The organism is Methylobacterium sp. WL19 (assembly GCF_008040005.1).
Classification (GTDB): domain Bacteria; phylum Pseudomonadota; class Alphaproteobacteria; order Rhizobiales; family Beijerinckiaceae; genus Methylobacterium; species Methylobacterium bullatum.
The window spans coordinates 20,886-42,489 of sequence record NZ_VRVC01000014.1 but is presented as its reverse complement, the minus strand read 5'-3'; the positions used below and the strand labels follow the sequence as shown (position 1 = coordinate 42,489).

The window sequence follows — 21,604 nt, the reverse complement described above, 5'->3', positions numbered from 1 at the left end:
CGCGTTGCATGGTCGGCATTTCCCGACTATCGCCTGACGGGTCGAGCCACAGCACCGAGTCCGAGACCATGAAAGCCCGCATCATCGTCACCCTGAAGACCGGCGTGCTCGACCCTCAGGGCAAGGCGATCGAATCCGCTCTCTCATCCTTCGGCATCTCCGGCATCGAGGGTGTCCGCCAAGGCAAGGTGTTCGACGTCGAGATCGCCGACGCGGACCCGGCCAGCGCCGAAGCGACGCTGAAGAGCGCCTGCGAGAAGCTGCTCGCGAACACCGTGGTCGAGAACTACGAGATCGAGATCGTCTGATGCGCGCCGCGATCGTCGTCTTCCCCGGCTCCAACCGCGACGGCGACGTCGCCCGCGCCCTGCGCCTCGCCGGCGCGGAGGTGGTCAAGGTGTGGCACACCGAGACGGCGCTGCCGGCCGGCACCGACCTCGCGGTGCTTCCGGGCGGGTTCTCCTACGGAGACTATCTCCGCTGCGGGGCCATCGCCGGACGCGCCGCCGCCATGGATGCCGTCCGCAACCACGCCGCCCGCGGCGGTCTGGTGCTCGGCATCTGCAACGGCTTCCAGATCCTGTGCGAATCCGGCCTCCTGCCGGGCGTGCTGATGCGCAACGTCGACCGGCGCTTCATCTGCCACCGCCAGCTGCTCCGGGTGGAGCGTGCCGATACGCGCTTCACGTCGTCCTATGCCAAAGGCCAGGTGATCGACGTCTGCGTGGCGCATGGCGAGGGCAACTACTTCGCCGATGCCGATACGGTGGCGCGCCTCGAAGGCGACGGCCGCGTGGCCTTCCGTTATTCCGACGCCTCCGGCGACCTGACCGTGGATGCCAACCGGAACGGCTCGCTGAACTCCATCGCCGGCATCTACAGCGAAAACCTCAACGTGCTCGGGATGATGCCGCACCCGGAGAACTTCGTCGAAGGTCTCATCGGCGGGGTCGACGGGCGCGGGTTGTTCGAAAGCCTCGCGGCGTAACGCGTAAAGACCCCCTCTCCCCTTTGCGGGCTACGGCATTCACACGTCTCGCGGGTGGCACGAGTCCCCTCTCCTTCCAGAAGAGGGAGTTCCGTTGCGCCTCAGTCGAACTCTCTCGGATAGAGTAAACACCCGTAGAGAAGCTGGGTGAATCCAGTAGCCTCGCGGGAGAGGAGGCCGGTGCAGCAGACGGGAGAGGGGAAGACCTCTCCGAAGGTGGCGCTCCCCTCATCCGACCCGCTGCCGCGAGCCACCTTCTCTCGCACACGAGAGAAGGACGCGTCGCGCATCAATGCCCGTCGAATTCCATCAGCGTCCGCACCGGCACGTCGAGGTCGCGCAGCTTCTGCGCCCCGCCGATCTCGGGCAGGTCGATGACGAAGCAGGCCGCCACCACCTCGGCGCCGATCTGGCGCAGCAGGTTCACCGCCGCGCAGGCAGTGCCGCCGGTGGCGATGAGGTCGTCCACCAGCAGCACCTTGTCGCCCGGCTTGATGGCGTCCACGTGGATTTCCATCTCGTCGGTGCCGTATTCCAGCGCGTAGGCGATGGAGACGGTCTTGTGGGGCAGCTTGCCCTTCTTGCGGATCGGCACGAAGCCCGAGGAGAGCTGGTGCGCCACCGCGCCGCCGAGGATGAAGCCCCGCGCCTCGATTCCCGCTACCTGATCGATCCGCCCGCCCGCGAAAGGATGGACCAGCGAATCGACTGCACGGCGAAACGCGCGCGGATCGCTCAGGAGCGTGGTGATGTCGCGAAAGACGATACCGGGCTTCGGGTAATCCGGAATCGAGCGGATCGAATCCTTCAGTGCGGAGTGGCGGCGAGCTTCCATACGGGCGGCTTTCGCTAGGATAGGTCAGGATCGGAGCGGGTTGGACCATGCCGAGCCCCAGCTGGAAAGCCGGGGCCTCGGATCTCAGGCGTTGGCGCGACGCAGGAGCTTCACGAGATCGCCGTGCAGGCTCTCGTTGCCAGCCGCCACCGAGCGGGCGGCCAGGGGCTCCGCTCCGCCATCGGCGCTGGTCACGAAGCCGCCGGCCTCGCGGACCAGGATGATGCCGGCCGCGATGTCCCAGGTCTGCAGGTCACGCTCCCAGTAGAGGTCCGAGCGGCCGCAGGCGACGTAGGCGAGATCGAGGGCGGCAGAGCCGAAGCGGCGGGCACCGCCGGTCACCGCCATCACCGCCGCCACCTCGCGCAGGAGCTTCGGGTGGTCGCCGCGCCCGAGATAGGGCGAGCCATAAGCGACGAGAGCGTCGGCGAGATCGGTCCGGCCGGAGACGCGCAGGCGGCGGTTGTTGAGATAGGCGCCCTTGCCGCGCTCGGCCACGAACAGCTCGTCCTTGGCCGGATCGTAGATGACGCCGGCGACGATCTGGCCCTCGCGCTCGAGACCCACCGAGATCGCGAAATGCGGGATGCCGTGGAGGAAGTTGGTGGTGCCGTCGAGGGGGTCGACATGCCAGGTATGGCTCTTGTCCTGCCCTTCGATATTCCCGGATTCCTCGAGGATCAGGCCGTAGCCGGGACGCGCCTTCATCAGGGCGTCGCGCAGCACCTCCTCGGCCTTGCGGTCGGCGGCGGAGACGAAGTTGCCGGGACCTTTACGGGAAACCTGGAGGTTCTCGATCTCGCCATAGTCGCGCTTGAGGCCACGGGCGGCCTTGCGGACGGCGTCGACCATGACGGTCATGAGAGGTGAGCTGATCATCGATGCAAAGGTCCGGGTCGATTCAAAGAACGGTCTTGCGCGGCCATAGCATGTTTGCCGCCCGCCTCACCCCTCGCCGATGCGGGGCAGAGGAGAAACGCGCGCAGGCGCCCATGGATGCCGCATCGTCCGCGGCAAGCCGCGCGCGGGCAGTCGACGATGAGGTCTCCCCATCGTCGACTGGTATCACTCCACCTTCATCCGCGCCTCGGCCAGTCGCTCGGCCCGGCTTCGCTCCTCGGCGGTGAGGCCGGCGAGGGTCTCGTCGAGCTTCGGGTCGGAGCGCCCCTGGGCGGCGGCGGCGAGATTCCAGGCCGCCGCCTCGACAGGGTTCTTCTGCATCCCCCGTCCCAGGGCATAGAGGATGGCGACGCGATTCTGCGCGATGGCGTTGCCGCGCGACGCGGCGTGGAGGAAGTAGCGGGCCGCGCGGGCCTCGTCCTTCTCGACACCGATGCCGTTGAACAGCAGGATCGCGAACTCGACCTCACCGGCGAGATCGCCGTTATCGGCGGCGCGCCGGAACCACTCGGCCGCCTGTTTGGGATCCTTCGGCACCCCCCTCCCCTGGAGGTAGAGCACGCCGAGATCGTGTTGGGCGGGGCCGATCTCACCCTCGGCCGCCTTGCGGAACAACTCGGCCGCCTTGGCTTCGTCCGGCTCGGTTCCCGTGCCGATCAGGATCAGGGCGAGGTTGTAGGCGGCCGTGGTGTCGCCCTTCAGGGATGCCTGTTCGAGCCAGCGGCGCCCGGCTTTCGGGTCCTTCGTGCCGCCGCGGCCATCGATCGACATCAGGCCGAGGGAGGCCATGGCGTGGGTGTCGCCCTGGTTGGCGGCCAGACGGTACCATTCGGCCGCCTTCACCGGGTCCTGCTTGACCCCGAGGCCCTGGTTGTAGAGCTCGCCGAGCAGCGTCATCGCCGCGGCGTCCTTGTTGTCGGCGGCGATCCGCTTCGTCGCCTCGCGGAAGGCGGTGGTATATTGGCCGCGCTGATAGGCGCCGAAGGCGATGTCCGGCTCGGTCTTCGAACGGGGCGGCACCGCGCCGGTCGCGCCGATGGAATACGGCGTCGGGAGTTCCCGCAGCTGCCCCTTCAGCGTCTCCTTGGGGCGAGGCGTCAGCGATTGGGGTCCGGCCGGGTCGGTCGGCATCACCTTCGGCGCTTCGGCGCAGGCAGCGAACGCCAAGCCCTCCGCCAGGGCGAGGGCGAAGGCGGCCCGGCGGACCCGCCTCACGTATCGGCCTCCGACGCCGCGACCAAGGCCTGGATGGCGGCGATATCCGCCCCTTCTCCCATCCACAGGTGGCTTTCCAGCCCGAGGAACTCGGCCCCCGTCGCCAGGAGACCGTCCACCTGGGCCAGATCATGGGCCACGGCGATGCACGGAGTCTCGAAGATTTCGACCCACCATTCCGCGCGCTCGCGAACGGTATCGGCATCGGGCGCGATCCCGTCCGAGTAGATCCCCCCGAACATCACGTAATCGACACCGGCCTCGCCGGCCTCCATCGCCGCGTGCTTCTGCTCATGCCCGCCGGCTCCGAGGATTCGACCGTCGCTGAGGCGTTCGCGCAGATCCTGCAGGGCACCATCCCGCGCCTTGTCGAGATGAACCCCGTCCGCCCCGCCACGCGCGGCCACGCTGACGACGTCGCCGGCGAAATCGGACACGGTGATGACCAGGGCGGCGCCGGTCGATTGCGCGGCCGGAGCGAGCCGCTTGACGAGGTTCACGAGGCTGCGCTCGTCGGCCGGGGCGAGCCGCAGGAGCACCGCCGCCACGTCCCCCGCCGCGCAGGCGGCGGTCAGCGCTTCGGCGAGGGCATCGGCCCGGTCGGAATCCACCCGATGGGGGGACAGGAGTGCGAGGCGGGTGCGGGGTTCGGCCATTCTTGTCGTCCTAACGGCATCATCCCGAGGCGCGGGCTCCGCGTCTCGGGGACAGGCGATGCGAGATCACCGCGTCACGGCATGGTTCCGGATGCGATCCGGTACCACGGAACAGGGTCTCAGGCGGCGCCGATCTTCGGGTCGAGCGAGCCGTTGGCATAGCGCTTGGCCATCTCGGAGACCGAGATCGGGCGGATCTTCGAGCCCTGACCGGCGGTGCCGAATTCCTCGAAACGCTGGCGGCAGAGCTTCGTCATCGCATCCATGGCGGGCTTCAGGTACTTGCGCGGATCGAACTCGGCCGGGTTCTCGGTGAGAACCTTCCGGATCTGGCCAGTCATGGCCATGCGGTTGTCGGTGTCGATGTTGATCTTGCGCACGCCGTGCTTGATGCCGCGCTGGATCTCGGCCACCGGCACGCCCCAGGTGGGCTTCATCTGGCCGCCGTAGGAATTGATGATGTCCTGCAGATCCTGCGGCACCGAGGAAGAGCCGTGCATGACGAGGTGAGTCGTCGGCAGGCGGCGGTGGATCTCTTCGATCACGTTCATGGCCAGCACGTCGCCGTCGGGCTGGCGGGTGAACTTGTAGGCGCCGTGGCTGGTGCCCATGGCGACGGCGAGCGCGTCGACCTTGGTGGCGGTGACGAACTTCACCGCCTCTTCCGGGTCGGTGAGGAGCTGGTCGTGGCTCAGCACGCCCTCGGCGCCGTGGCCGTCCTCGGCCTCGCCCTGGCCGCTCTCCAACGAGCCGAGCACGCCGAGCTCGCCCTCCACCGAGACGCCGGCCCAATGGGCCATGCGGGTGACGTTGCCGGTGATCTCGACATTGTAGGCGTAGTCGGCGGGGGTCTTGCCGTCGGCCTTGAGCGAACCGTCCATCATCACCGAGGTGAAGCCGTACTGGATCGCCGTGGCGCAGGTGGCTTCGTTGTTGCCGTGGTCGAGATGCATGCAGACCGGGATGTGGGGGTAGATCTCCACGAGCCCGTCGATGAGCTTGGCCAGCACCACGTCGTTGGCATAGGCGCGCGCGCCCTTGCTCGCCTGAAGGATCACCGGCGAATCGGTGGCATCCGCCGCCGCCATGATGGCAAGGCCCTGTTCCATGTTATTCAGGTTGAAGGCCGGAACGCCGTATTCGTATTCGGCGGCGTGATCCAGGAGCTGCCTCAGGGTGATACGTGCCATTGGTGTCTCCTAAAAACGATGGGGCCGACCCGTGGGCCGCCATCCGCTGAAATTCGTCTGCCTTGTCGGACCTTACTGGGTCCTTCGCAACTCCATCGCGAAGACTTCGGTGACAGAACGCTGTGTCGTCTTCCCAGATCCCAGCCAAACACCTCATCCCGATGTGCCCAAGCGCAGCGAAGGCGTCGAAGGAGCCCTCCAGTTCGCGCGGAGGATGCCGGAGCCCTCCTTCGAGGCCCGCTGCATCAGGCGCCTCAGGATGAGATGACGGGACCTGGGATGGAACCGGTCACCCCTTGACGCGCAGGGCCTCGACGCCGGGCAGGACCTTGCCTTCCAGCCATTCGAGGAACGCGCCGCCGGCGGTGGATACGTAGGAGAAATCGTCGGCGACGCCGGCATGGTTGAGGGCGGCCACCGTGTCGCCGCCACCCGCCACCGAGACGAGCTTGCCGGCCATGGTGCGTTCGGCCGCGTGACGCGCAGCCGCCACCGTGGCGGCGTCGAAGGGGGTCAGCTCGAAGGCGCCGAGCGGACCGTTCCAGACCAGGGTGGCGGCCTCGTCGATGGCGGCGTCGATCTCGGCCACCGAGGCCGGGCCGGCATCGAGGATCATGCCGGTCTCCGACACGGCGTCGACGCCCACGGTCTCATGTGCCGCGTTGGCCTTGAACTCGGCGGCGACCACGGCGTCCACGGGCAGGATGATGCGGCACTTGGCGGACGCGGCGGCGTCGAGGATGCGGAGCGCCGTCTCGGCGAGATCCTTTTCGCACAGGGACTTGCCGACGGCTTTCCCTTGAGCGTGCAGGAAGGTGTTGGCCATGCCGCCGCCGATGACGAGCATGTCCACCTTGGCGACGAGGTTCTGCAGGAGGTCGATCTTCGAGGAGACCTTGGCGCCGCCGACCAATGCGATGACCGGGCGGCTCGGCGCCTCCAGCCCCTTGGTGAGCGCGTCGAGCTCCGCCTGCATCAGCCGGCCGGCATAGGCCGGCAGCACATGGGCGAGGCCCTCGGTCGAGGCATGGGCGCGGTGGGCGGCCGAGAAAGCCTCGTTGACGAAGACATCGCCGTTGGCGGCGAGCGCCGCTACGAAACCGGTCTCGTTTGTCTCTTCGCCGGAGTGGAAGCGGGTGTTCTCCAAGAGGAGAACGTCGCCGTCCTTCAGCGCCGAGATAGCCGAGGACGCGGCCTCGCCGATGCAATCCTCGGCGAAGGCGACCGGGCGGCCGAGACGGTCGGACAGGGCGGAGACCACCTGCTTGAGCGAATCGGCCACCACCGGCTTGCCCTTGGGGCGGCCGAAATGCGCCAGCAGCACCACACGCCCGCCGCCATCGGCGATCTCGCGGATCGTCGGGACGATCCTCTCGATACGGGTAGCGTCGGTGACGCGCGCCCCCTCCATCGGCACGTTCAGGTCGACGCGGAGAAGCACGCGCTTGCCCTGGAGGGAGCCGGCATCGTCGAGGGTGCGGAAAGCGGTCATCCTGGCCTTCAGTGTCGTCGAGAGAAATGTCAGCGCGGGGTGATGAGCCCGTCGAGATGGAAGCGCTGGGCGGCGATGGTCAGCACCACGGTGAGCACGGCGGTGATGATCGCCGTCAGCACCAGGGCCCCGGAACCGGGCAGCCGGCGCGTGCGGTCGGCGACGGCGCGGACTTCGCTGCGCAGGGCGGCGAGGTCGGACTGGCGCGCTGCCTCGCTCATGCGCGTGGTCGCCCCCTCGATCTTCTCCTCGACGCGGGAGAGCAGTGCCTCGGAGCGGGCGTACTTGTCCTCGATCCGCGCACACTTGTCCTCGATGCGGGCGAGTTGGTCGCTGCCGGGCGAGGATGGGGCGGGCGCGGATTGAGCCAGGGGCTCGGCCTTGCCGACCACGAGCGGCGGCGTCGCCTGCTGGTTGGCGATCGCCTGGGTCTCGGGCACCGGCGACGGCGCCACACCCGCGAGCGCGGTGCTCTCGGAAGTCATATTATGGGAAGTCTTGCTCTCGGAAGTCTTGGCGCCCGGGATGAAGCTGGTTCCGGTCGACGGGGTCGGCGAAGGCTCGGTCATGTCGGACGCACCAGTGCTGGTCGATCAAAGGGTGTCGTTCACGAGGCATCCCGGGCGGCCAACGGGCCGCCCGGAAGCGCTGCTCTCAGAGCAGCTTTCCCATCGCCACGGCGGTGTCCGCCATGCGGTTCGAGAAGCCCCACTCGTTGTCGTACCAGGAGAGGATACGCACGAACGTGCCGTCCATCACCTTGGTCTGGTCGAGGTGGAAGGTGGACGAATGAGGATCGTGGTTGAAGTCGATGGAGACGTTGGGCTGGTCGGTATAGGCCAGCACGCCCTTCAGCGGACCGTCGGCCGCGGCGCGGATCGCGTTGTTGATCTCCTCGACGGAGGTCTGGCGCTTGGCGGTGAACACGAGGTCGACGGCCGAAACGTTGGGGGTCGGCACGCGGATCGAGGTTCCGTCGAGCTTGCCCTTCAACGCCGGCAGGACGAGGCCGACGGCCTTGGCCGCGCCCGTGGAGGTCGGGATCATCGACAGGGCGGCGGCACGGGCCCGGTAGAGGTCCTTGTGCATCTGGTCGAGGGACGGCTGGTCGTTGGTGTAGGAATGGATCGTCGTCATGAAGCCGCGCTCGATCCCGACGAGATCGTTGAGCACCTTGGCCACCGGCACGAGGCAGTTGGTGGTGCAGGACGCGTTCGAGATCACGAGGTGATCGGCGGTCAGCTGATCGTGGTTGACGCCGTAGACCACGGTAAGGTCGGCGCCGTCGGCGGGGGCCGAGACGATGACGCGCTTGGCGCCGGCGTCGAGATGGGCCTTGGCCTTGTCCTTCGAGGTGAAGATGCCGGTGCATTCCAGGGCGATGTCGACGCCGAGTTCGCGGTGCGGAAGCTCGGCCGGGTTGCGCACGGCGGTGACCTTGATGCGCTGACCGTCGACGACGATGAAGTCGCCGTCCACTTCGACCTTGGCGTTGAAGCGGCCGTGGATCGAATCGAAGCGCAGCAGGTGGGCATTGGTCTCGACGGGGCCGAGATCGTTGATCGCGACGACCTCGATATCCTTGCGGCCCGACTCGTGGATGGCGCGCAGGATGTTGCGGCCGATGCGTCCGAACCCGTTGATGGCAACCTTCACCGACACGGCGTGAATCCTTCTATGTACCGGGCGCCGACCTCGCGGAACCCGTAAGCAGCAAGAGCGAGACAGCGGGCCGGAGGGGCGGAGCCGCCATTCGGCGTCGCTGTGTCATGTACACCGTTGAACGTCAGATGAACCGATTGGCCCATCCTCGGACCCTCATGCGTCCGCGAAAGGACCGATGCGGGATCGATGGCCGAACGGGTCACGGGCTCGAATTTCCAATCCGGCGGTCGGTTCGAGGGGCGCGCGGTCTCTAACATGGGGGAAACCGCTGGCAAAGGTTTTGCCCGATCGATTCGTTTTCCTTCCCCGCATATGATGGCAAAGCGTCGATTTCGCGCGCGGATCGACAGAGGTTTGGCTACAAATCCGCGTTTCCGAAACAGATGCGCCAGCTCCTTCATGATCCGGCGGAAGGTAGAACGATGAGCCAGACGCCAGACCGGCCGAACGTGGACCATGCCCTTGCTCGGCTCGATACGGTACTGACCCGCCTCGAGGCCTCGGTGGCCCATCGCCTTGAGGCCGAGCGCGAACCGGGCGACCTGGAAACGGAGCTCGCGATCATGGCGGAGGATCGCGCGCGCCTCGCGGCGGAACTCGACGCCGCCAGCGCGCGCCTCGCCACGGTGGAGGCGACCACGAGCGATGTCGGCCACCGCCTGGGGCGGGCGATCGAAGCGGTGGAGGGCGTGCTGGCCCGCCCCCGCGTCGCACGCTAGTCTGCCACCTCTCACACCAGCCCTGTCGGACATGCCCCAGATCAGCGTCACCATCGACGGCAAGAGCTACCGGATGGCCTGCGCCGAAGGCGAGGAGGCGCATCTCTCGGCTCTGGCTGCGGAACTCGACACCCGCGTCACCGACATGAGGAAATCCTTCGGCGAGATCGGCGACATGCGTCTGCATGTGATGGCTGCCCTCACCCAGGCGGACGAACTCGCGGAGCTCAAGCGTCGCCTGGCGGATCTCGAGGCCGAAACGGTCACGCTCCGGGAGCGCGTCGAGACCGCGGACTCCCTCCGCGCCAACGAGGAGGCCCGTATCGCCGAAGGGCTCGGCCGGGCGGCGGACAGGATCGAGCGGCTAGCGTATGCGCTGGCGGCGGGATGAGCGTCCCGCGCACGATTGCCCGCCCCACCCCCTGGCGCGAAACGCCCGCCGACGCTACATGAGTCGAGCGGTGCTGCGGGGTTCGTCAGGAGTACTTTTCCCCGGGGCCTTATCGACTCCCCAGGGAGCTGTCCCTGGCCCTGTCCCTGGACTTGGCCAACACGGCGCCCACCTACACTGTAGGTTTCCCGGGATCGCAACTCCAACGGCTCACGTGGCTCCGCACTCTGATTTCCCCGCCCTGAAAGCCGAGCTTCGCAAGCAGGCCCTCGCCCGGCGTGACGGACTCGATCCCGAGACCCGCCGGGCCGGCGGCCTGCGGATCGCGCAGAGCGTCATGCGGGTCGAGGCCCTGGCCGATGCGGCCATCGTCGGTGCCTTCTGGGCGATCCGCAGCGAGGTCGATCCGCTTCCCCTCATCGAGATGCTGTTCGCGCGCGGACAACGGGTCGCCCTCCCCAAGGTGACGCCGGACGGCCTCGTGTTCCGCGAATGGCGGGCGGGAGAAGCGCTGGTGCCGGGCTCCTTCGGCCTCAGCGAGCCGCGCGACGACCTTCCGCCCCTCGATCCCACCGCCCTCATCGTGCCGCTCGCCGCCTTCGACCGGCGCGGGCATCGCATCGGCTACGGTCGCGGCTATTACGATCAGGCCATCGAGCGGCTCTCCCGCAACGGCCCGGTCCTGACGATCGGTATCGCGTTCTCCGTCCAGGAAGTGGAGACCGTGCCGTCCGAGCCGCACGACCAGCCCCTCGACCATCTCATCACCGAAGCGGGACCGGTCCCGCTCGTCCGGGACTGACACCGACACATGCGACTTCTCTTCCTCGGCGATGTGGTGGGCCGCCCCGGCCGCAATGCGGTGATGGACCGGCTGCCGAAACTGCGCGAGCGCTGGCGCCTCGATTGCGTGGTCATCAACGGCGAGAACGCGGCCGGCGGCTTCGGCATCACCGAGGCGATCTGCGACGAACTCCTCCAGGCGGGCGCCGATGCGGTGACGCTGGGCAACCATTCCTTCGACCAGCGCGAAGCCCTCGTCTTCATCCAGCGGCAGACGCGCCTCGTCCGCCCGGCGAACTACCCGCCCGGTACTCCGGGTCGCGGCGCCACCGTGGTGGAGACGCGGGGGGGCGCCCGCGTCCTCGTCCTCAACGTCATGGGCCGCATCTACATGGATGCGCTGGACGATCCCTTCGCCTCCGCCGAGCGCGAACTCTCCGCCTGCCCCCTGGGCGAGGTGGCGGACGCCGTCATCGTCGACATCCATGCCGAGGCGACCAGCGAGAAGCAGGCTTTCGGGCACTTCCTCGACGGCCGCGCCAGCCTCGTCGTCGGCACTCATACCCACACCCCCACCGCCGACCACCGCATCCTCCCCGGCGGCACCGCCTACCTGTCGGATGCCGGCATGTGCGGCGATTACGATTCGATCCTCGGCATGCAGAAGGACGAGCCCCTGCGGCGCTTCCTGCAGAAGACCCCCGGCGCGCGCCTGGAAGCGGCCCAGGGCAAGGGCACGTTGTGCGGGATCGCCGTCGAGACCGACAATGCGACGGGACTCGCCACCATGGTCTCGGCGGTCCGCCTCGGCCCGCATCTCGAAGAAACCTGGCCTCGCTCCTGGGATTAGGCCCCTTGAGCTGGTGATGAGCCTCACTGCGGCTTGATCGCAGCGGGGCATGAAGCCAAGGTGCGGGCACGGTCGACTCGCCCGTTTCGCGAGCCCGCGCAGATAGAGTCCCCGACATCCCATGGCGACCCGCTCCGCGACTGCCCCCCTGAGCCGCCCGGGCATCTACCTGATCCGGATGTTGGTCTTCCTGACCCTGGTCGGGTTTCTCGCCTTCGTCCTGTTCCGGCAGATCACGCCGGCCTTCCTCGCCAATGCCGGGTTGAACGGGCTGATCCTCGGCGTCCTCCTCATCGCCATCCTGCTCGCCTTCGGCCAGGTGATCCGCCTCTTCCGCGAGGTCGCCTATGTCAACGCGGTCGCGGCCAGTGAGGATTCGGCCAAGCCGCCCTCGCTCCTGGCGCCCCTCTCCCCGGCGATCCTGGCGCGGCGCGAGGGCACGACGCAGACCGGCATCCGCTCCTATCTCGACACCGTGGCCGCCCGCCTCGACGAGGGCCGCGAGATCCTGCGCTACATCGCCGGGCTGCTGATCCTGCTGGGCCTGCTCGGCACTTTCTGGGGCCTCATCGACACGCTGAGCGCGGTGGGCAGCGTGATCCAGAGCATGCGCGGCGGCGGCGAGGCCAGCGCGATGTTCGACGAGTTGAAGAACGGCCTCGCCAAGCCGCTCTCCGGCATCGGCCTCGCCTTCTCCGCCTCGCTGTTCGGCCTGTCGAGCTCGCTCGTCACCGGCTTCCTCGATCTCCAGGCGGGCCAGGCCCATGCCCGTTTCCACAACGAACTGGAAGATTGGCTGGTCTCCGGCGAGGAGCAGGCCGTCGCGGCGCGCCCCGTGGCGGCGCAGGAGCCGGCCTCGGCCCGTGAACTCACCGAGGCGGTGGACCGGCTCTCGGCCATCATCTCGGAGGGCGCCAACGGCCGCGTGGCGACCCAGGCGATGACCAACCTCGCGGAGGGCATCCAGGGGCTCGTCCAGCACATGCGGGCCGAGCAGCAGATGATCCGCGACTGGGTCGAGGCTCAGGCGACGCGGGAACGTGAACTCAAGCAGGTGCTCGACCGGCTCGGCCGCGAGAAGACCTGATGGCCTCGCTGCGCACGCGCCGGGACCGGAGCCTCAACGTCTGGCCGGGCTATGTCGACGCCCTGGCGACGCTGCTGCTAGCCGTCGTCTTCCTGCTGACGATCTTCGTCGTCGGGCAGTTCTTCCTGTCCCAGGAGATCACGGGCCGCGATTCGGTGCTGAACCGGCTCAACCGGCAGATCGCCGACCTCACCGACCTCCTGGCGCTGGAGCGCTCCACGCGCCGGGCGCAGGAGGAGAAGGCCTCGAACCTGCGCACCACGCTTCTGGGCACCGAGGCCGAGCGCGACAAGCTGAAGGAACAGGCCGGCGCCGCCGCGAGCGGCGACAACCGCCAGGGCGAGCTCGACAAGCAGCTGGTGGCCGAGCGCGCCACCAATGCCCGCGCCGCGTCGCAGATCGATCTCCTCAACGAGCAGATCGGCGCCATGCGCCGCCAGCTCGCCGCCCTGGAAGACGCGCTGGCCGCCAGCGAGAGCCGCGACCGCGAGAGCCAGGCCCGCATCGCCGATCTCGGTAGCCGGCTGAACGTGGCCCTCGCCCAAAAGGTTCAGGAACTCGCGCGCTACCGCTCGGACTTCTTCGGCCGCCTGCGCCAGATCCTCGGCAACCGCAGCGACATCCGCGTGGTCGGCGACCGGTTCGTCCTGCAATCGGAGGTGCTGTTCCCGGCGGGCTCGGCGAGCCTGAAGCCCGAAGCGGCGCCCGAACTCGACCGGATCGCCACCGCCATCCTCGATCTGTCGAAGCAGATTCCGGCGGACATTCCCTGGGTCCTGCGTGTCGACGGGCATACCGATGCCCGTCCCATCGCCAGTTCGCAATTCCCGTCGAACTGGTCGCTTTCGGCCGCCCGCGCCATCGCCGTGGTGCAGTACATGGCGGGAAGGGGCATCCCGCCCCAGCGCCTGCTCGCCGCCGCCTTCGGTGAATTCCAGCCCATTGAGGCCGGTACCAGCGACGACGTCTACGCCCGCAACCGCCGCATCGAGCTGAAGCTCACCGAACGTTAAGGCAGGCCCCCTACCGCAGAGGTGCCAGCGCCACCGCCCAGACGACGAACGCGCCGGAGAGCAACCCGAAGGCCATGAATTCCACCGCGCCGGTCAGGATCATCCGCTTGAGCATTGTGATCGCCTCTCGTTGACGCGGCGATCTTTGTTCTTGTTTTGTTCTGTGTAAAGCGGGAATTCAGCGCACTCCGCTTCGTGGTTAGCGGGCAGTAAACACGCCGCTGGAGCGCGGTGCCCTCCCCCATGCGCCATGCGTCGACGGTTTGCTCCGCCGCCCGACATGCTCCCCTACGGCCATGCCCGAGACTCCCGCGACCTATCCTTGAGCTTCGTCGTAAAGCGGACAGATAGTCCTCCCTGCGTAAGCCGTTCGACTCCGGAGCACTTGAAAGCTCAATCAGGCAGATGGCGCGCCGCCGGCGGGGACGGAGGCAGGGCGGTCTGGCCTCAGGCCAGCTGCTCGATCAACCCGTCCCGGATGGTGACGCGCCGGTCCATGCGGGCGGCGAGCTCCATGTTGTGGGTGGCCACGAGCGCGGCGAGGCCCGAAGCGCGGACCAGCGAGACGAGGATGCCGAAGACATGCGCCGCCGTGTGCGGATCGAGGTTGCCGGTGGGCTCGTCGGCCAGCAGCAGGCGCGGGCCGTTGGCGACGGCCCGCGCGATGGCGACGCGCTGCTGCTCGCCGCCCGACAATTCGGCCGGGCGGTGGACCAGACGCTCCTTCAGGCCGAGGAAGCTCAGAAGCTCGGTGGCGCGCGCCTTGGCCTCCTTGGCCCCGAGGCCTCGGATGAGCTGGGGCATCACCACGTTCTCCAGGGCCGAGAATTCCGGCAGGAGGTGGTGGAACTGGTAGACGAAGCCCATCTCCTCGCGGCGAAACCGGGTGCGCTCGGCGTCCGGCATGGCCGCCGTGGGCTGGCCGCCGATATAGACCTCGCCCCCATCCGGCCGCTCCAATAGGCCGGCGAGATGCAGAAGCGTGGATTTACCGGCCCCCGAGGGTGCCACCAGGGCCACGAGTTCGCCGGGCCAGATCGCGAGATCGGCGCCGCGCAGGATGTCGAGGGCTCCCGTTCCCTGCGCGTAGCGGCGTTCGACCTTGGCGAAGAACAGGGCCGGGACCGGCGGCGCACCGGCCTGGTCGGCAGAGGTGGTCATGATGGTTGAATCTCCCCTCAGCCGTAACGCAGGGCCTGCACCGGATCGAGCCGGGCGGCGCGCCAGGAGGGATAGAGCGTCGCCACGAGCGACAGGGCGATAGAGGTGAGGACCACCACCGTGATCTCACCGGAATTCATTTCGGCGGGGATCTCGGCGAGGAACCGCACGGTCGGGTCCCAGGCGGAGGGGAACAGCACCCGCTGGATCGGCTTGATGTTGAGGGTGATGAGCGTGCCCAGTGCCAGCCCGCCCAGCGTCCCGACCACGCCGATGAGCGCCCCGTTGATGAGGAAGACTCGCATCACCGTCCCGGGGGTCGCCCCCATCGTCCGCAGGATCGCGATGTCGCTCGACTTGTCGCGCACCAGCAGGATCAGGCCGGAGACGATGTTGAGGGTCGCCACCACGACGATCAGGCTGAGGATGAGGAACATCACGTTCCGCTCCACCTCCAGCGCCCCGAAGAAGGTTCGGTTGCGCTGGCGCCAGTCGGTGAGAAGGACGGGCCGCTCTGCCGCCATCTCGAGATCCGGCCGCAGCTGCGCCACCGCATCGGCATTGTCGAGATAGACCTCGATCAGGCTGACGTCGCTGTCACGGTTGAAGAAGGCCTGGGATTCGGCCAGCGGCATGAACACGAAAGTAGCGTCGAACTCGGTCATGCCGATCTCGAAGATCGCCTTGACCGTATAGGCCTTGGTGCGCGGCGCGGTGCCGAACGGTGTCGTCGCGCCCTTCGGCGTGGACAGGGTGATCTGGTCGCCGGCCTGCAGGCCCAGGGATTCGGCGAGCCTCCGGCCGATGGCGACCCCGGTGCCGTCGTCGAACCCATCGAGCGTGCCGCCCCGGATGGTCTTGGCGATGGACCCGATGGAATCGATGTCCTCGCCCCTGATGCCGCGCACCAGGACGCCGCTGCCGCCATAGGGCGACGAAGCGAAGGCCTGACCTTCCACGAGGGGAATCGCCGAGCGGACGCCGGCGACCTTGGAGAGGCGGTCGGAGAGATCGACGTAATCGGTGAACAGCTTGTCGATAGGCGTGACGAAGACGTGGCCGTTGATACCGACGATCTTCGAGAGCAGTTCGGTACGGAACCCGTTCATCACCGAGAGCACGATGATGAGGGTGGCGACCCCCAGGGTGATGCCGAGGACGGAGAAGAAGGCGACGACGGAGACGCCGCCGCCGCGCCGCCGGGCGCGGAGATAGCGCCCGGCGATGATCCACTCGAAGGCCGCGAAGGGCGGCGTGCTGCCGCGCTTGAACAGGCCGGAGAGACCCGCCAGCCGTTCCTTCACCGTCTCTGCCAGAGCCATACCGGCCTCAGCTCCGCTTCAGGCGCGAGATCAGATCGATGGGAGCCACGCTCTCGCGCTCGCCGCCGGAGCGCCGCTTGATCTCGACCTTGCCCTCGGCGAGGCCGCGCGGACCCACCACGACCTGCCAGGGCAGGCCGATGAGGTCGGCGGTGGCGAATTTGGCGCCGGGACGCTCGTCACGGTCGTCGTAGAGCACCGTCAGGCCGCTGGCCTCGAGGTTGGCCTGGATCTCGGCACAGGCCGCGTCGGTTGCCGCGTCGCCGGTCTTGAGGTTGATGAGGGCGACGTCGAAGGGCGCCACGGAATCCGGCCAGATGATGCCGGCCTCGTCGTGCGAGGCCTCGATGATCGCCGCAACCAGCCGGCTCGGGCCGATGCCGTAGGAACCCATATGCACGGGGCGGTCGACGCCGTCCGGCCCGGTGACCTTGGCGCCCATGGCCTCGGAATACTTGGTGCCGAAATAGAAGATGTGCCCGACCTCGATGCCACGCGCGGCCATCTGCTTGTCCTCGCCGACTTCGGCGAAGGCGGCGGGCTCGTGCATCTCTGAGGTGGCGGCGTAGAGCGAGGTCCAACGGTCCACGGTGCCCTGGAGGCCGGCGACGTCGTCGAAATCGGTGGTCACCGGCGGGATATCGAAATCGAGATACTGCTTGTCGCAGAACACCTCGCTCTCGCCCGTCTGGGCCAGGATGATGAATTCGTGGCTGAGATCGCCGCCGATCGGGCCGGTATCGGCGCGCATGGGGATCGCCTTGAGGCCGAGGCCGGCGAAGGTGCGCAGGTAGGCGACGAACATCTTGTTGTAGGCGTGCCGGGCCGCCGCCTGATCGATATCGAACGAGTAGGCGTCCTTCATCAGGAACTCGCGCGAGCGCATGGTGCCGAAGCGCGGCCGCACCTCGTCACGGAACTTCCAGGAGATCTGGTAGAGATTCTTCGGCAGGTCCTTGTAGGAGCGCACGCTGCCGCGGAAGATCTCGGTGATCACTTCCTCGGCGGTGGGGCCGAACAGCATCTCGCGGTCGTGCCGGTCGGAAATGCGCAGCATCTCCTTGCCGTAGGCCTCGTAGCGTCCGGATTCCTTCCACAACTCCGCCGACTGGATCGACGGCATCAGCAGCTCGATGGCGCCGGACCGATCCTGCTCCTCGCGGACCACCGCGCAGACCCTGTTGAGCACGCGCAGGCCCAGGGGCAGCCACGCATAGATGCCCGCCGCTTCCTGACGGATCAGGCCGGCCCGCAGCATCAGGCGGTGGGAAACGATCTCCGCCTCCTTGGGCGTCTCGCGCAGGGTCGGCAGGAAATAGCGGGAGAGACGCATCGGGAACCCTGGATCGTTTTGGAGCGCGATCGTACCGCGCATCGTTGCGGGGCACACAACACATTGCATCGAGAAAAGACAAGCGCCGTGCGGCTTAGCGAAAGCCCCGCATGGTCACGGAAGTAGGTCGCAGGCGAAAATGGAGCCCAAACCCGCCAACTCTTGCAAAAAAACGCCAGGAATCATCTCCGAAGGCGTGACAATGCGCAATCCAGTTCCTATAAGCGCCCCCGTGATGGTCGCGACGCCCGGAGAGGCAGCGCGAGGTCCGAGTCTCGGGAGGAAATTTCAGCCGCCACGCCGTCAGAAATGCGTGAGATAAAATAGGCTGACACGTCATCTGTCGTCTCAAAAGCAAGGCTCGCGCCTTGCTTTTTTTATGGCCGGAACCGACCCGCGGATATGGGTGGGGACCGATCCGGCCCGTCACCGGATCGCGGTGCTACAGCCCCGACAGCTCGAAGATCGGGATCACCACGAGAAACACGAGGCTGGCGAGCAACGTCGTCCAGATCGCCTTCTCGAGCAGACGCGGCGCCGCGGGCGCCCCCGGATCCTGCCCAGGCACGATCCGCGACGGATCGGTCTCGACCTGATTGCGGAGCGGCAGGATGACGAAGAGCAGCGTCCACCACACCACGAAATACAGGGCGAAGGCCCCGAACACCGTCAGCTTGAACAACACCACGGCCAGAGCCGCCACGGCCGAGACGATGACGACCATGGTGGCCAGCGTGCGCCAGACCGTCGCCGAGACGGTCCGGACGAGGGCGTTCACGCCGCTCACACCTGCTCCAACTCGACGAGGGTGCCGAGGAAGTCCTTGGGGTGGAGAAAGAGAACCGGCTTGCCATGGGCGCCGATCTTCGGCTCGCCGGTGCCGAGGACGCGGGCGCCCTGGGCCTTCAGCTTGTCGCGGGCGGCGATGATGTCGTCGACCTCGTAGCAGACATGGTGCACGCCGCCATTCGGGTTGCGCTCCACGAAGCTCTCGATAGGCGAGCCCTCGCCCAGCGGCGACATCAGCTCGACCTTGCTGTTGGGCAGGTTCACGAACACCACCGTGACGCCGTGCTCCGGCTGCGGCAGGGGCTCGGTGACAGTGGCGCCGAGGGTGTCACGATAGATAGCACAAGCCGCGTCGAGGTCGCGCACGGCGATGGCCACGTGGTTCAGGCGTCCGATCATGGTCTGCTCCCTCTTTTGGTTCTTGTGATCCTACCCATCCCCCTCATCCTGAGGTGCCGCGCCAGCGGCCTCGAAGGAGCCCTTCAGTGATCGCAACGCGCACTGGAGGGCTCCTTCGAGGCCTTCGCTACGCTCCGGACACCTCAGGATGAGGTTGTGGGGCGGAAGGACGGGTTCATCCGCCGCTCCGCCCCTGTTTGTCTCACACCTCCACCACCTGCACGTGGCAGGCGGGCTTCTTGCCCCAGGCCTCGTTCACGGCCGAGCGGATCGCGCGGTCGACCGCCTTCTCGACGGCCTCGGCATCCTTGCGCTTCTGCTTCGACAGACCGCTGAGCGTGCGCGTCACCGCCTCGACGGCAACGTCGAGCATCGGCTGGCCGTTCTTGCCGCGATTGGGCAGGCCCATGATGTCGATGGCCGGCTCGCCCAGAACCTCGCCCTGGACATCGATGGCGATGGCGACGGACACAACGCCGGATTGCGACAGCTTGCGCCGCTCGGGGATGGCGCGGTCCTTGGCGTCGATGAGGATGTTGCCATCCTTGAAGAGGCGGCCGGCCTTCACGTGCTCGACGATCTCCGGCGTGCCGGGGGCGAGGCGCACGACGCTGCCGTTGCGGGCCTTGACCACGTTGCCGACGCCCTGGGCCAGGGCGAAGCGGGCGTGCTCGTCGAGATGCAGCGCCTCGCCGTGAACGGGGATCGCGGTCCTCGGCCGGGTCCAGGCATACATCTCGGCCATCTCGTCGCGGCGCGGGTGGCCCGAGACGTGGACGAGCTTCGTCCGGTCGGTCACCACCTCGATGCCGGCATTGATCAGGTCGTTGATGATCGCGCCGACCGCCCGCTCGTTGCCGGGAATGGCGCGGGACGAGAAGATCACGCGGTCGCCCGCAGCCAGCGTCACGTCGGGATGATCGTCACGGGAGACACGGGCCAGCGCCGCGCGCTCCTCGCCCTGCGAGCCGGTGAGCAGGCAGACCACCTTGTCGCGGGGAAGGTAGCCGTAGCTGTCGGCGGAACGGAAATCGGGCAGGCCGTCGAGGAAGCCGCATTCGCGGGCGACGCCGATGACCCGGTCCATGGCCCGGCCGACGGCGATGACCTCGCGGCCGCAATCGCGTGCCGCTTCGGCCACCGCCCGCATGCGGGCGACGTTGGAGGCAAAGGTGGTGACGGCGACCCGGTGAGGGGCTTCGGCGATCAATTCGCGCAAGGTGGCGGCGACCTCGGCCTCGCTCGGGCTGCGGCCCTCGCGCACGACATTGGTCGAATCGCTGATCATGGCGAGGATGCCCTCGTCGCCCAGCTTGCGGAACGAGGCTTCCGAGGTGACGTCGCCGAGGATCGGCGTGGCGTCGAGCTTCCAATCGCCCGTATGCAGGACGAGGCCGTGCGCCGTGCGGATGGCGACCGCGTTCGATTCCGGGATCGAGTGCGAGACCGGAACGTACTCGATCTCGAACGGGCCGACGGTCACCGGCTTGTGGGCCGCGATCTCGCGCAGGATCACCTTCGGCGCGCCCGGCTCGCTGAGACGGCGCGCCTCGAGCAGGTTCTTGGCAAAGCGCGTGGCGTAGACCGGCGCCTTGAGCTTGGGCCACAGCTCACCGATGGCGCCGATATGGTCCTCGTGCGCATGGGTGATGAAGATGGCGAGGAGGTCGTCCTTGCGCTCCTCGATGAAGCTGAGATCGGGGAACATCAGGTCGATGCCGGGGAAGCCCTCTTCCCCGGCAAAGCCCATCCCGCAATCGACCATGATCCATTTCCGCCGCTTCTCCGGCCCGAAGCCGTAGAGCGCCGCATTCATGCCGATCTCGCCCACGCCGCCGAGCGGCACGAAGACGAGTTCGTCTTGCCCTGTCGTCATCACTGTCAAACCTCAAGCCGCCGTCGCGGCCGAACCCAAATGCACCTCGCCCGCCGTCACGGTCCGTCGCGTCCCATCATCCGATCGGACGACGAGCCGCCCCGCCTCGTCGATCGTCTCGAAAATTCCTTGCACGATCTCGCCGCCGATCCGCACCGAGACCGGTGCGCCGATCCCGGCGGCGTCGTCGAGCCAAAGCCGGCGGATCGCTGAGAATCCGCCGCCCCGGCTCCAGAGTCGCGCTGCAGCGACGATCTCGTCCGACAGGTAATCGAACAGATCCTCGGCGCGCGTTTCGTACGAACTCTGACTGAGGCTTGTCGCGGGATAAGGCAAGTCCTGCGGTGACGCGGCGACGTTGACGCCAAAGCCGATCACCGCCGATCTGCGCCCGCCGGGATGAGTCTCCGCTTCCAGAAGCAGACCCGCGAGCTTCGCGCCGGAGACCAGAACGTCGTTGGGCCATTTCAGCCGGAAGGGGCTTATCCCACCAGATCTCAGACAATCGATCTCATCCTGAGGTGCCGCGCCAGCGGCCTCGCAGGAGGGCTCCCGTGGATCGCGCGAGAACTGGAGCCCTCCTGCGAAGCCTCCTCTGCGCTCCGGCGCCTCAGGATGAAGAGGTAATTTGATCGTTCGCTTCAGAGCCGCGATCAGCGCGACGCCTGCCACGAACCCCAAGCTCGGCACCTGGACCGGATCGACGTCCGAGACCGGCCAGAGCAGGCTGGCGGTGAGGTTGCCGGGCAGGGAGGCCCAGGTGCTTCCCCTGCGACCACGCCCCGCCTCCTGCCTGAGCGCGACGACCCAGAGCGGCCCCCTCTCGCCCTGGCGCGCGAGCTCCATCGCCTGGGTGTTGGTGGAGCCTAGGCTCTCGTGAACGTGAAGACGATGCCCGGCGGCCTTGGCCGCCGGGCCGAGGCGATATCCCGACACAATC

At 67.6% G+C, this 21,604-nt stretch carries 23 protein-coding genes and 1 other RNA gene; 9 read left to right on the top strand and 15 right to left on the bottom strand.

Translation table 11 applies throughout. The features are described from left to right. Positions 1–68 precede the first annotated feature (68 nt). Together purS and purQ are read left to right on the top strand one after the other, a co-directional pair. The gene (gene purS / locus FV220_RS04945) at positions 69–308 is read left to right on the top strand and encodes a phosphoribosylformylglycinamidine synthase subunit PurS (protein WP_147829969.1); all 240 of its coding nucleotides are present in this window, start codon (positions 69–71) and stop codon (positions 306–308) included. Further along, complete coding sequence (gene purQ, locus FV220_RS04940; protein WP_147829967.1) at positions 308–988, top strand: phosphoribosylformylglycinamidine synthase subunit PurQ; 681 nt, start codon at positions 308–310, stop codon at positions 986–988. Before purS ends, purQ begins: the two co-directional genes overlap by 1 nt. Before the next feature lie 289 nt (positions 989–1,277). Here purQ and FV220_RS04935 read toward each other — a convergent pair whose 3' ends face one another. The 8 genes from FV220_RS04935 to gap all read right to left on the bottom strand — a co-directional run bounded on the left by FV220_RS04935 (position 1,278) and on the right by gap (position 8,938). Continuing rightward, entirely contained in the window at positions 1,278–1,823 is a 546-nt protein-coding gene (locus FV220_RS04935; RefSeq protein WP_027170828.1) for an adenine phosphoribosyltransferase, read from the bottom strand. An 84-nt stretch (positions 1,824–1,907) separates the two neighbouring features. After that, positions 1,908–2,702: an inositol monophosphatase family protein gene (locus FV220_RS04930; RefSeq protein WP_026175625.1), complete on the bottom strand. Its 795-nt coding sequence runs from the start codon at positions 2,700–2,702 to the stop codon at positions 1,908–1,910. Between the two features lie 186 nt (positions 2,703–2,888). After that, positions 2,889–3,938, bottom strand: coding sequence for a tetratricopeptide repeat protein (locus FV220_RS04925; protein ID WP_238253770.1), 1,050 nt, complete (start codon positions 3,936–3,938; stop codon positions 2,889–2,891). Further along, positions 3,935–4,594: a thiamine phosphate synthase gene (locus tag FV220_RS04920; protein ID WP_018042050.1), complete on the bottom strand. Its 660-nt coding sequence runs from the start codon at positions 4,592–4,594 to the stop codon at positions 3,935–3,937. The genes FV220_RS04925 and FV220_RS04920 overlap by 4 nt, the downstream gene beginning before the upstream one ends. 119 nt (positions 4,595–4,713) lie before the next feature. Next, a complete protein-coding gene (fba, locus tag FV220_RS04915) occupies positions 4,714–5,784 on the bottom strand; it encodes a class II fructose-bisphosphate aldolase (RefSeq protein ID WP_018042049.1) in 1,071 nt (356 codons plus the stop codon). A 289-nt stretch (positions 5,785–6,073) separates the two neighbouring features. Continuing rightward, on the bottom strand, positions 6,074–7,276 hold the full coding sequence (locus FV220_RS04910) for a phosphoglycerate kinase (protein WP_147829965.1): 1,203 nt from the start codon (positions 7,274–7,276) through the stop codon (positions 6,074–6,076). A gap of 29 nt (positions 7,277–7,305) precedes the next feature. Next, positions 7,306–7,845: a hypothetical protein gene (locus FV220_RS04905; protein ID WP_082473246.1), complete on the bottom strand. Its 540-nt coding sequence runs from the start codon at positions 7,843–7,845 to the stop codon at positions 7,306–7,308. Between the two features lie 85 nt (positions 7,846–7,930). Then, positions 7,931–8,938 carry a type I glyceraldehyde-3-phosphate dehydrogenase gene (gene gap, locus FV220_RS04900; RefSeq protein WP_147829963.1) on the bottom strand — a complete coding sequence of 336 codons (1,008 nt, stop codon included), beginning with the start codon at positions 8,936–8,938 and terminating at the stop codon, positions 7,931–7,933. 425 nt (positions 8,939–9,363) lie between these two features. Here gap and FV220_RS04895 point away from each other — a divergent pair, with 425 nt between their 5' ends. The 7 genes from FV220_RS04895 (at position 9,364) to FV220_RS04865 (ending at position 13,784) form a co-directional block, all read left to right on the top strand. Continuing rightward, a complete protein-coding gene (locus FV220_RS04895; RefSeq protein WP_018042045.1) occupies positions 9,364–9,660 on the top strand; it encodes a DUF4164 domain-containing protein in 297 nt (98 codons plus the stop codon). Positions 9,661–9,691: 31 nt separating this feature from the next. After that, positions 9,692–10,051 carry a cell division protein ZapA gene (locus FV220_RS04890; RefSeq protein WP_147829961.1) on the top strand — a complete coding sequence of 120 codons (360 nt, stop codon included), beginning with the start codon at positions 9,692–9,694 and terminating at the stop codon, positions 10,049–10,051. Between the two features lie 67 nt (positions 10,052–10,118). Next, a non-coding RNA gene (gene ssrS, locus FV220_RS04885) (6S RNA) lies at positions 10,119–10,276 on the top strand. Beyond that, positions 10,266–10,853, top strand: coding sequence for a 5-formyltetrahydrofolate cyclo-ligase (locus FV220_RS04880; protein ID WP_147829959.1), 588 nt, complete (start codon positions 10,266–10,268; stop codon positions 10,851–10,853). Before ssrS ends, FV220_RS04880 begins: the two co-directional genes overlap by 11 nt. Before the next feature lie 9 nt (positions 10,854–10,862). Then, positions 10,863–11,684, top strand: coding sequence for a TIGR00282 family metallophosphoesterase (locus tag FV220_RS04875; RefSeq protein WP_147829957.1), 822 nt, complete (start codon positions 10,863–10,865; stop codon positions 11,682–11,684). 121 nt (positions 11,685–11,805) lie between these two features. Continuing rightward, positions 11,806–12,771: a MotA/TolQ/ExbB proton channel family protein gene (locus tag FV220_RS04870; protein WP_147829955.1), complete on the top strand. Its 966-nt coding sequence runs from the start codon at positions 11,806–11,808 to the stop codon at positions 12,769–12,771. Further along, on the top strand, positions 12,771–13,784 hold the full coding sequence (locus FV220_RS04865) for a peptidoglycan -binding protein (RefSeq protein WP_147829953.1): 1,014 nt from the start codon (positions 12,771–12,773) through the stop codon (positions 13,782–13,784). Before FV220_RS04870 ends, FV220_RS04865 begins: the two co-directional genes overlap by 1 nt. A 447-nt stretch (positions 13,785–14,231) precedes the next feature. Here the strand turns inward: FV220_RS04865 and FV220_RS04860 are convergent, their stop codons facing one another. From FV220_RS04860 to FV220_RS04830, 7 genes are all read right to left on the bottom strand, one after another. After that, positions 14,232–14,945: an ABC transporter ATP-binding protein gene (locus FV220_RS04860; RefSeq protein ID WP_147829951.1), complete on the bottom strand. Its 714-nt coding sequence runs from the start codon at positions 14,943–14,945 to the stop codon at positions 14,232–14,234. A gap of 17 nt (positions 14,946–14,962) precedes the next feature. After that, the gene (locus FV220_RS04855) at positions 14,963–16,267 is read right to left on the bottom strand and encodes a lipoprotein-releasing ABC transporter permease subunit (RefSeq protein WP_018042035.1); all 1,305 of its coding nucleotides are present in this window, start codon (positions 16,265–16,267) and stop codon (positions 14,963–14,965) included. A gap of 7 nt (positions 16,268–16,274) precedes the next feature. Beyond that, a complete protein-coding gene (gene proS, locus FV220_RS04850) occupies positions 16,275–17,600 on the bottom strand; it encodes a proline--tRNA ligase (protein ID WP_056147883.1) in 1,326 nt (441 codons plus the stop codon). Between the two features lie 442 nt (positions 17,601–18,042). Further along, positions 18,043–18,387, bottom strand: a complete 345-nt coding sequence (locus tag FV220_RS04845; RefSeq protein WP_018042033.1) for a DUF1467 family protein — start codon at positions 18,385–18,387, stop codon at positions 18,043–18,045. Continuing rightward, positions 18,384–18,788 carry a methylmalonyl-CoA epimerase gene (gene mce / locus FV220_RS04840; protein ID WP_018042032.1) on the bottom strand — a complete coding sequence of 135 codons (405 nt, stop codon included), beginning with the start codon at positions 18,786–18,788 and terminating at the stop codon, positions 18,384–18,386. Before mce ends, FV220_RS04845 begins: the two co-directional genes overlap by 4 nt. A gap of 202 nt (positions 18,789–18,990) precedes the next feature. Next, entirely contained in the window at positions 18,991–20,664 is a 1,674-nt protein-coding gene (locus FV220_RS04835; protein WP_056147279.1) for a ribonuclease J, read from the bottom strand. A 12-nt stretch (positions 20,665–20,676) separates the two neighbouring features. Then, entirely contained in the window at positions 20,677–21,600 is a 924-nt protein-coding gene (locus FV220_RS04830; protein WP_147829949.1) for a biotin--[acetyl-CoA-carboxylase] ligase, read from the bottom strand. Positions 21,601–21,604: the final 4 nt, after the last annotated feature.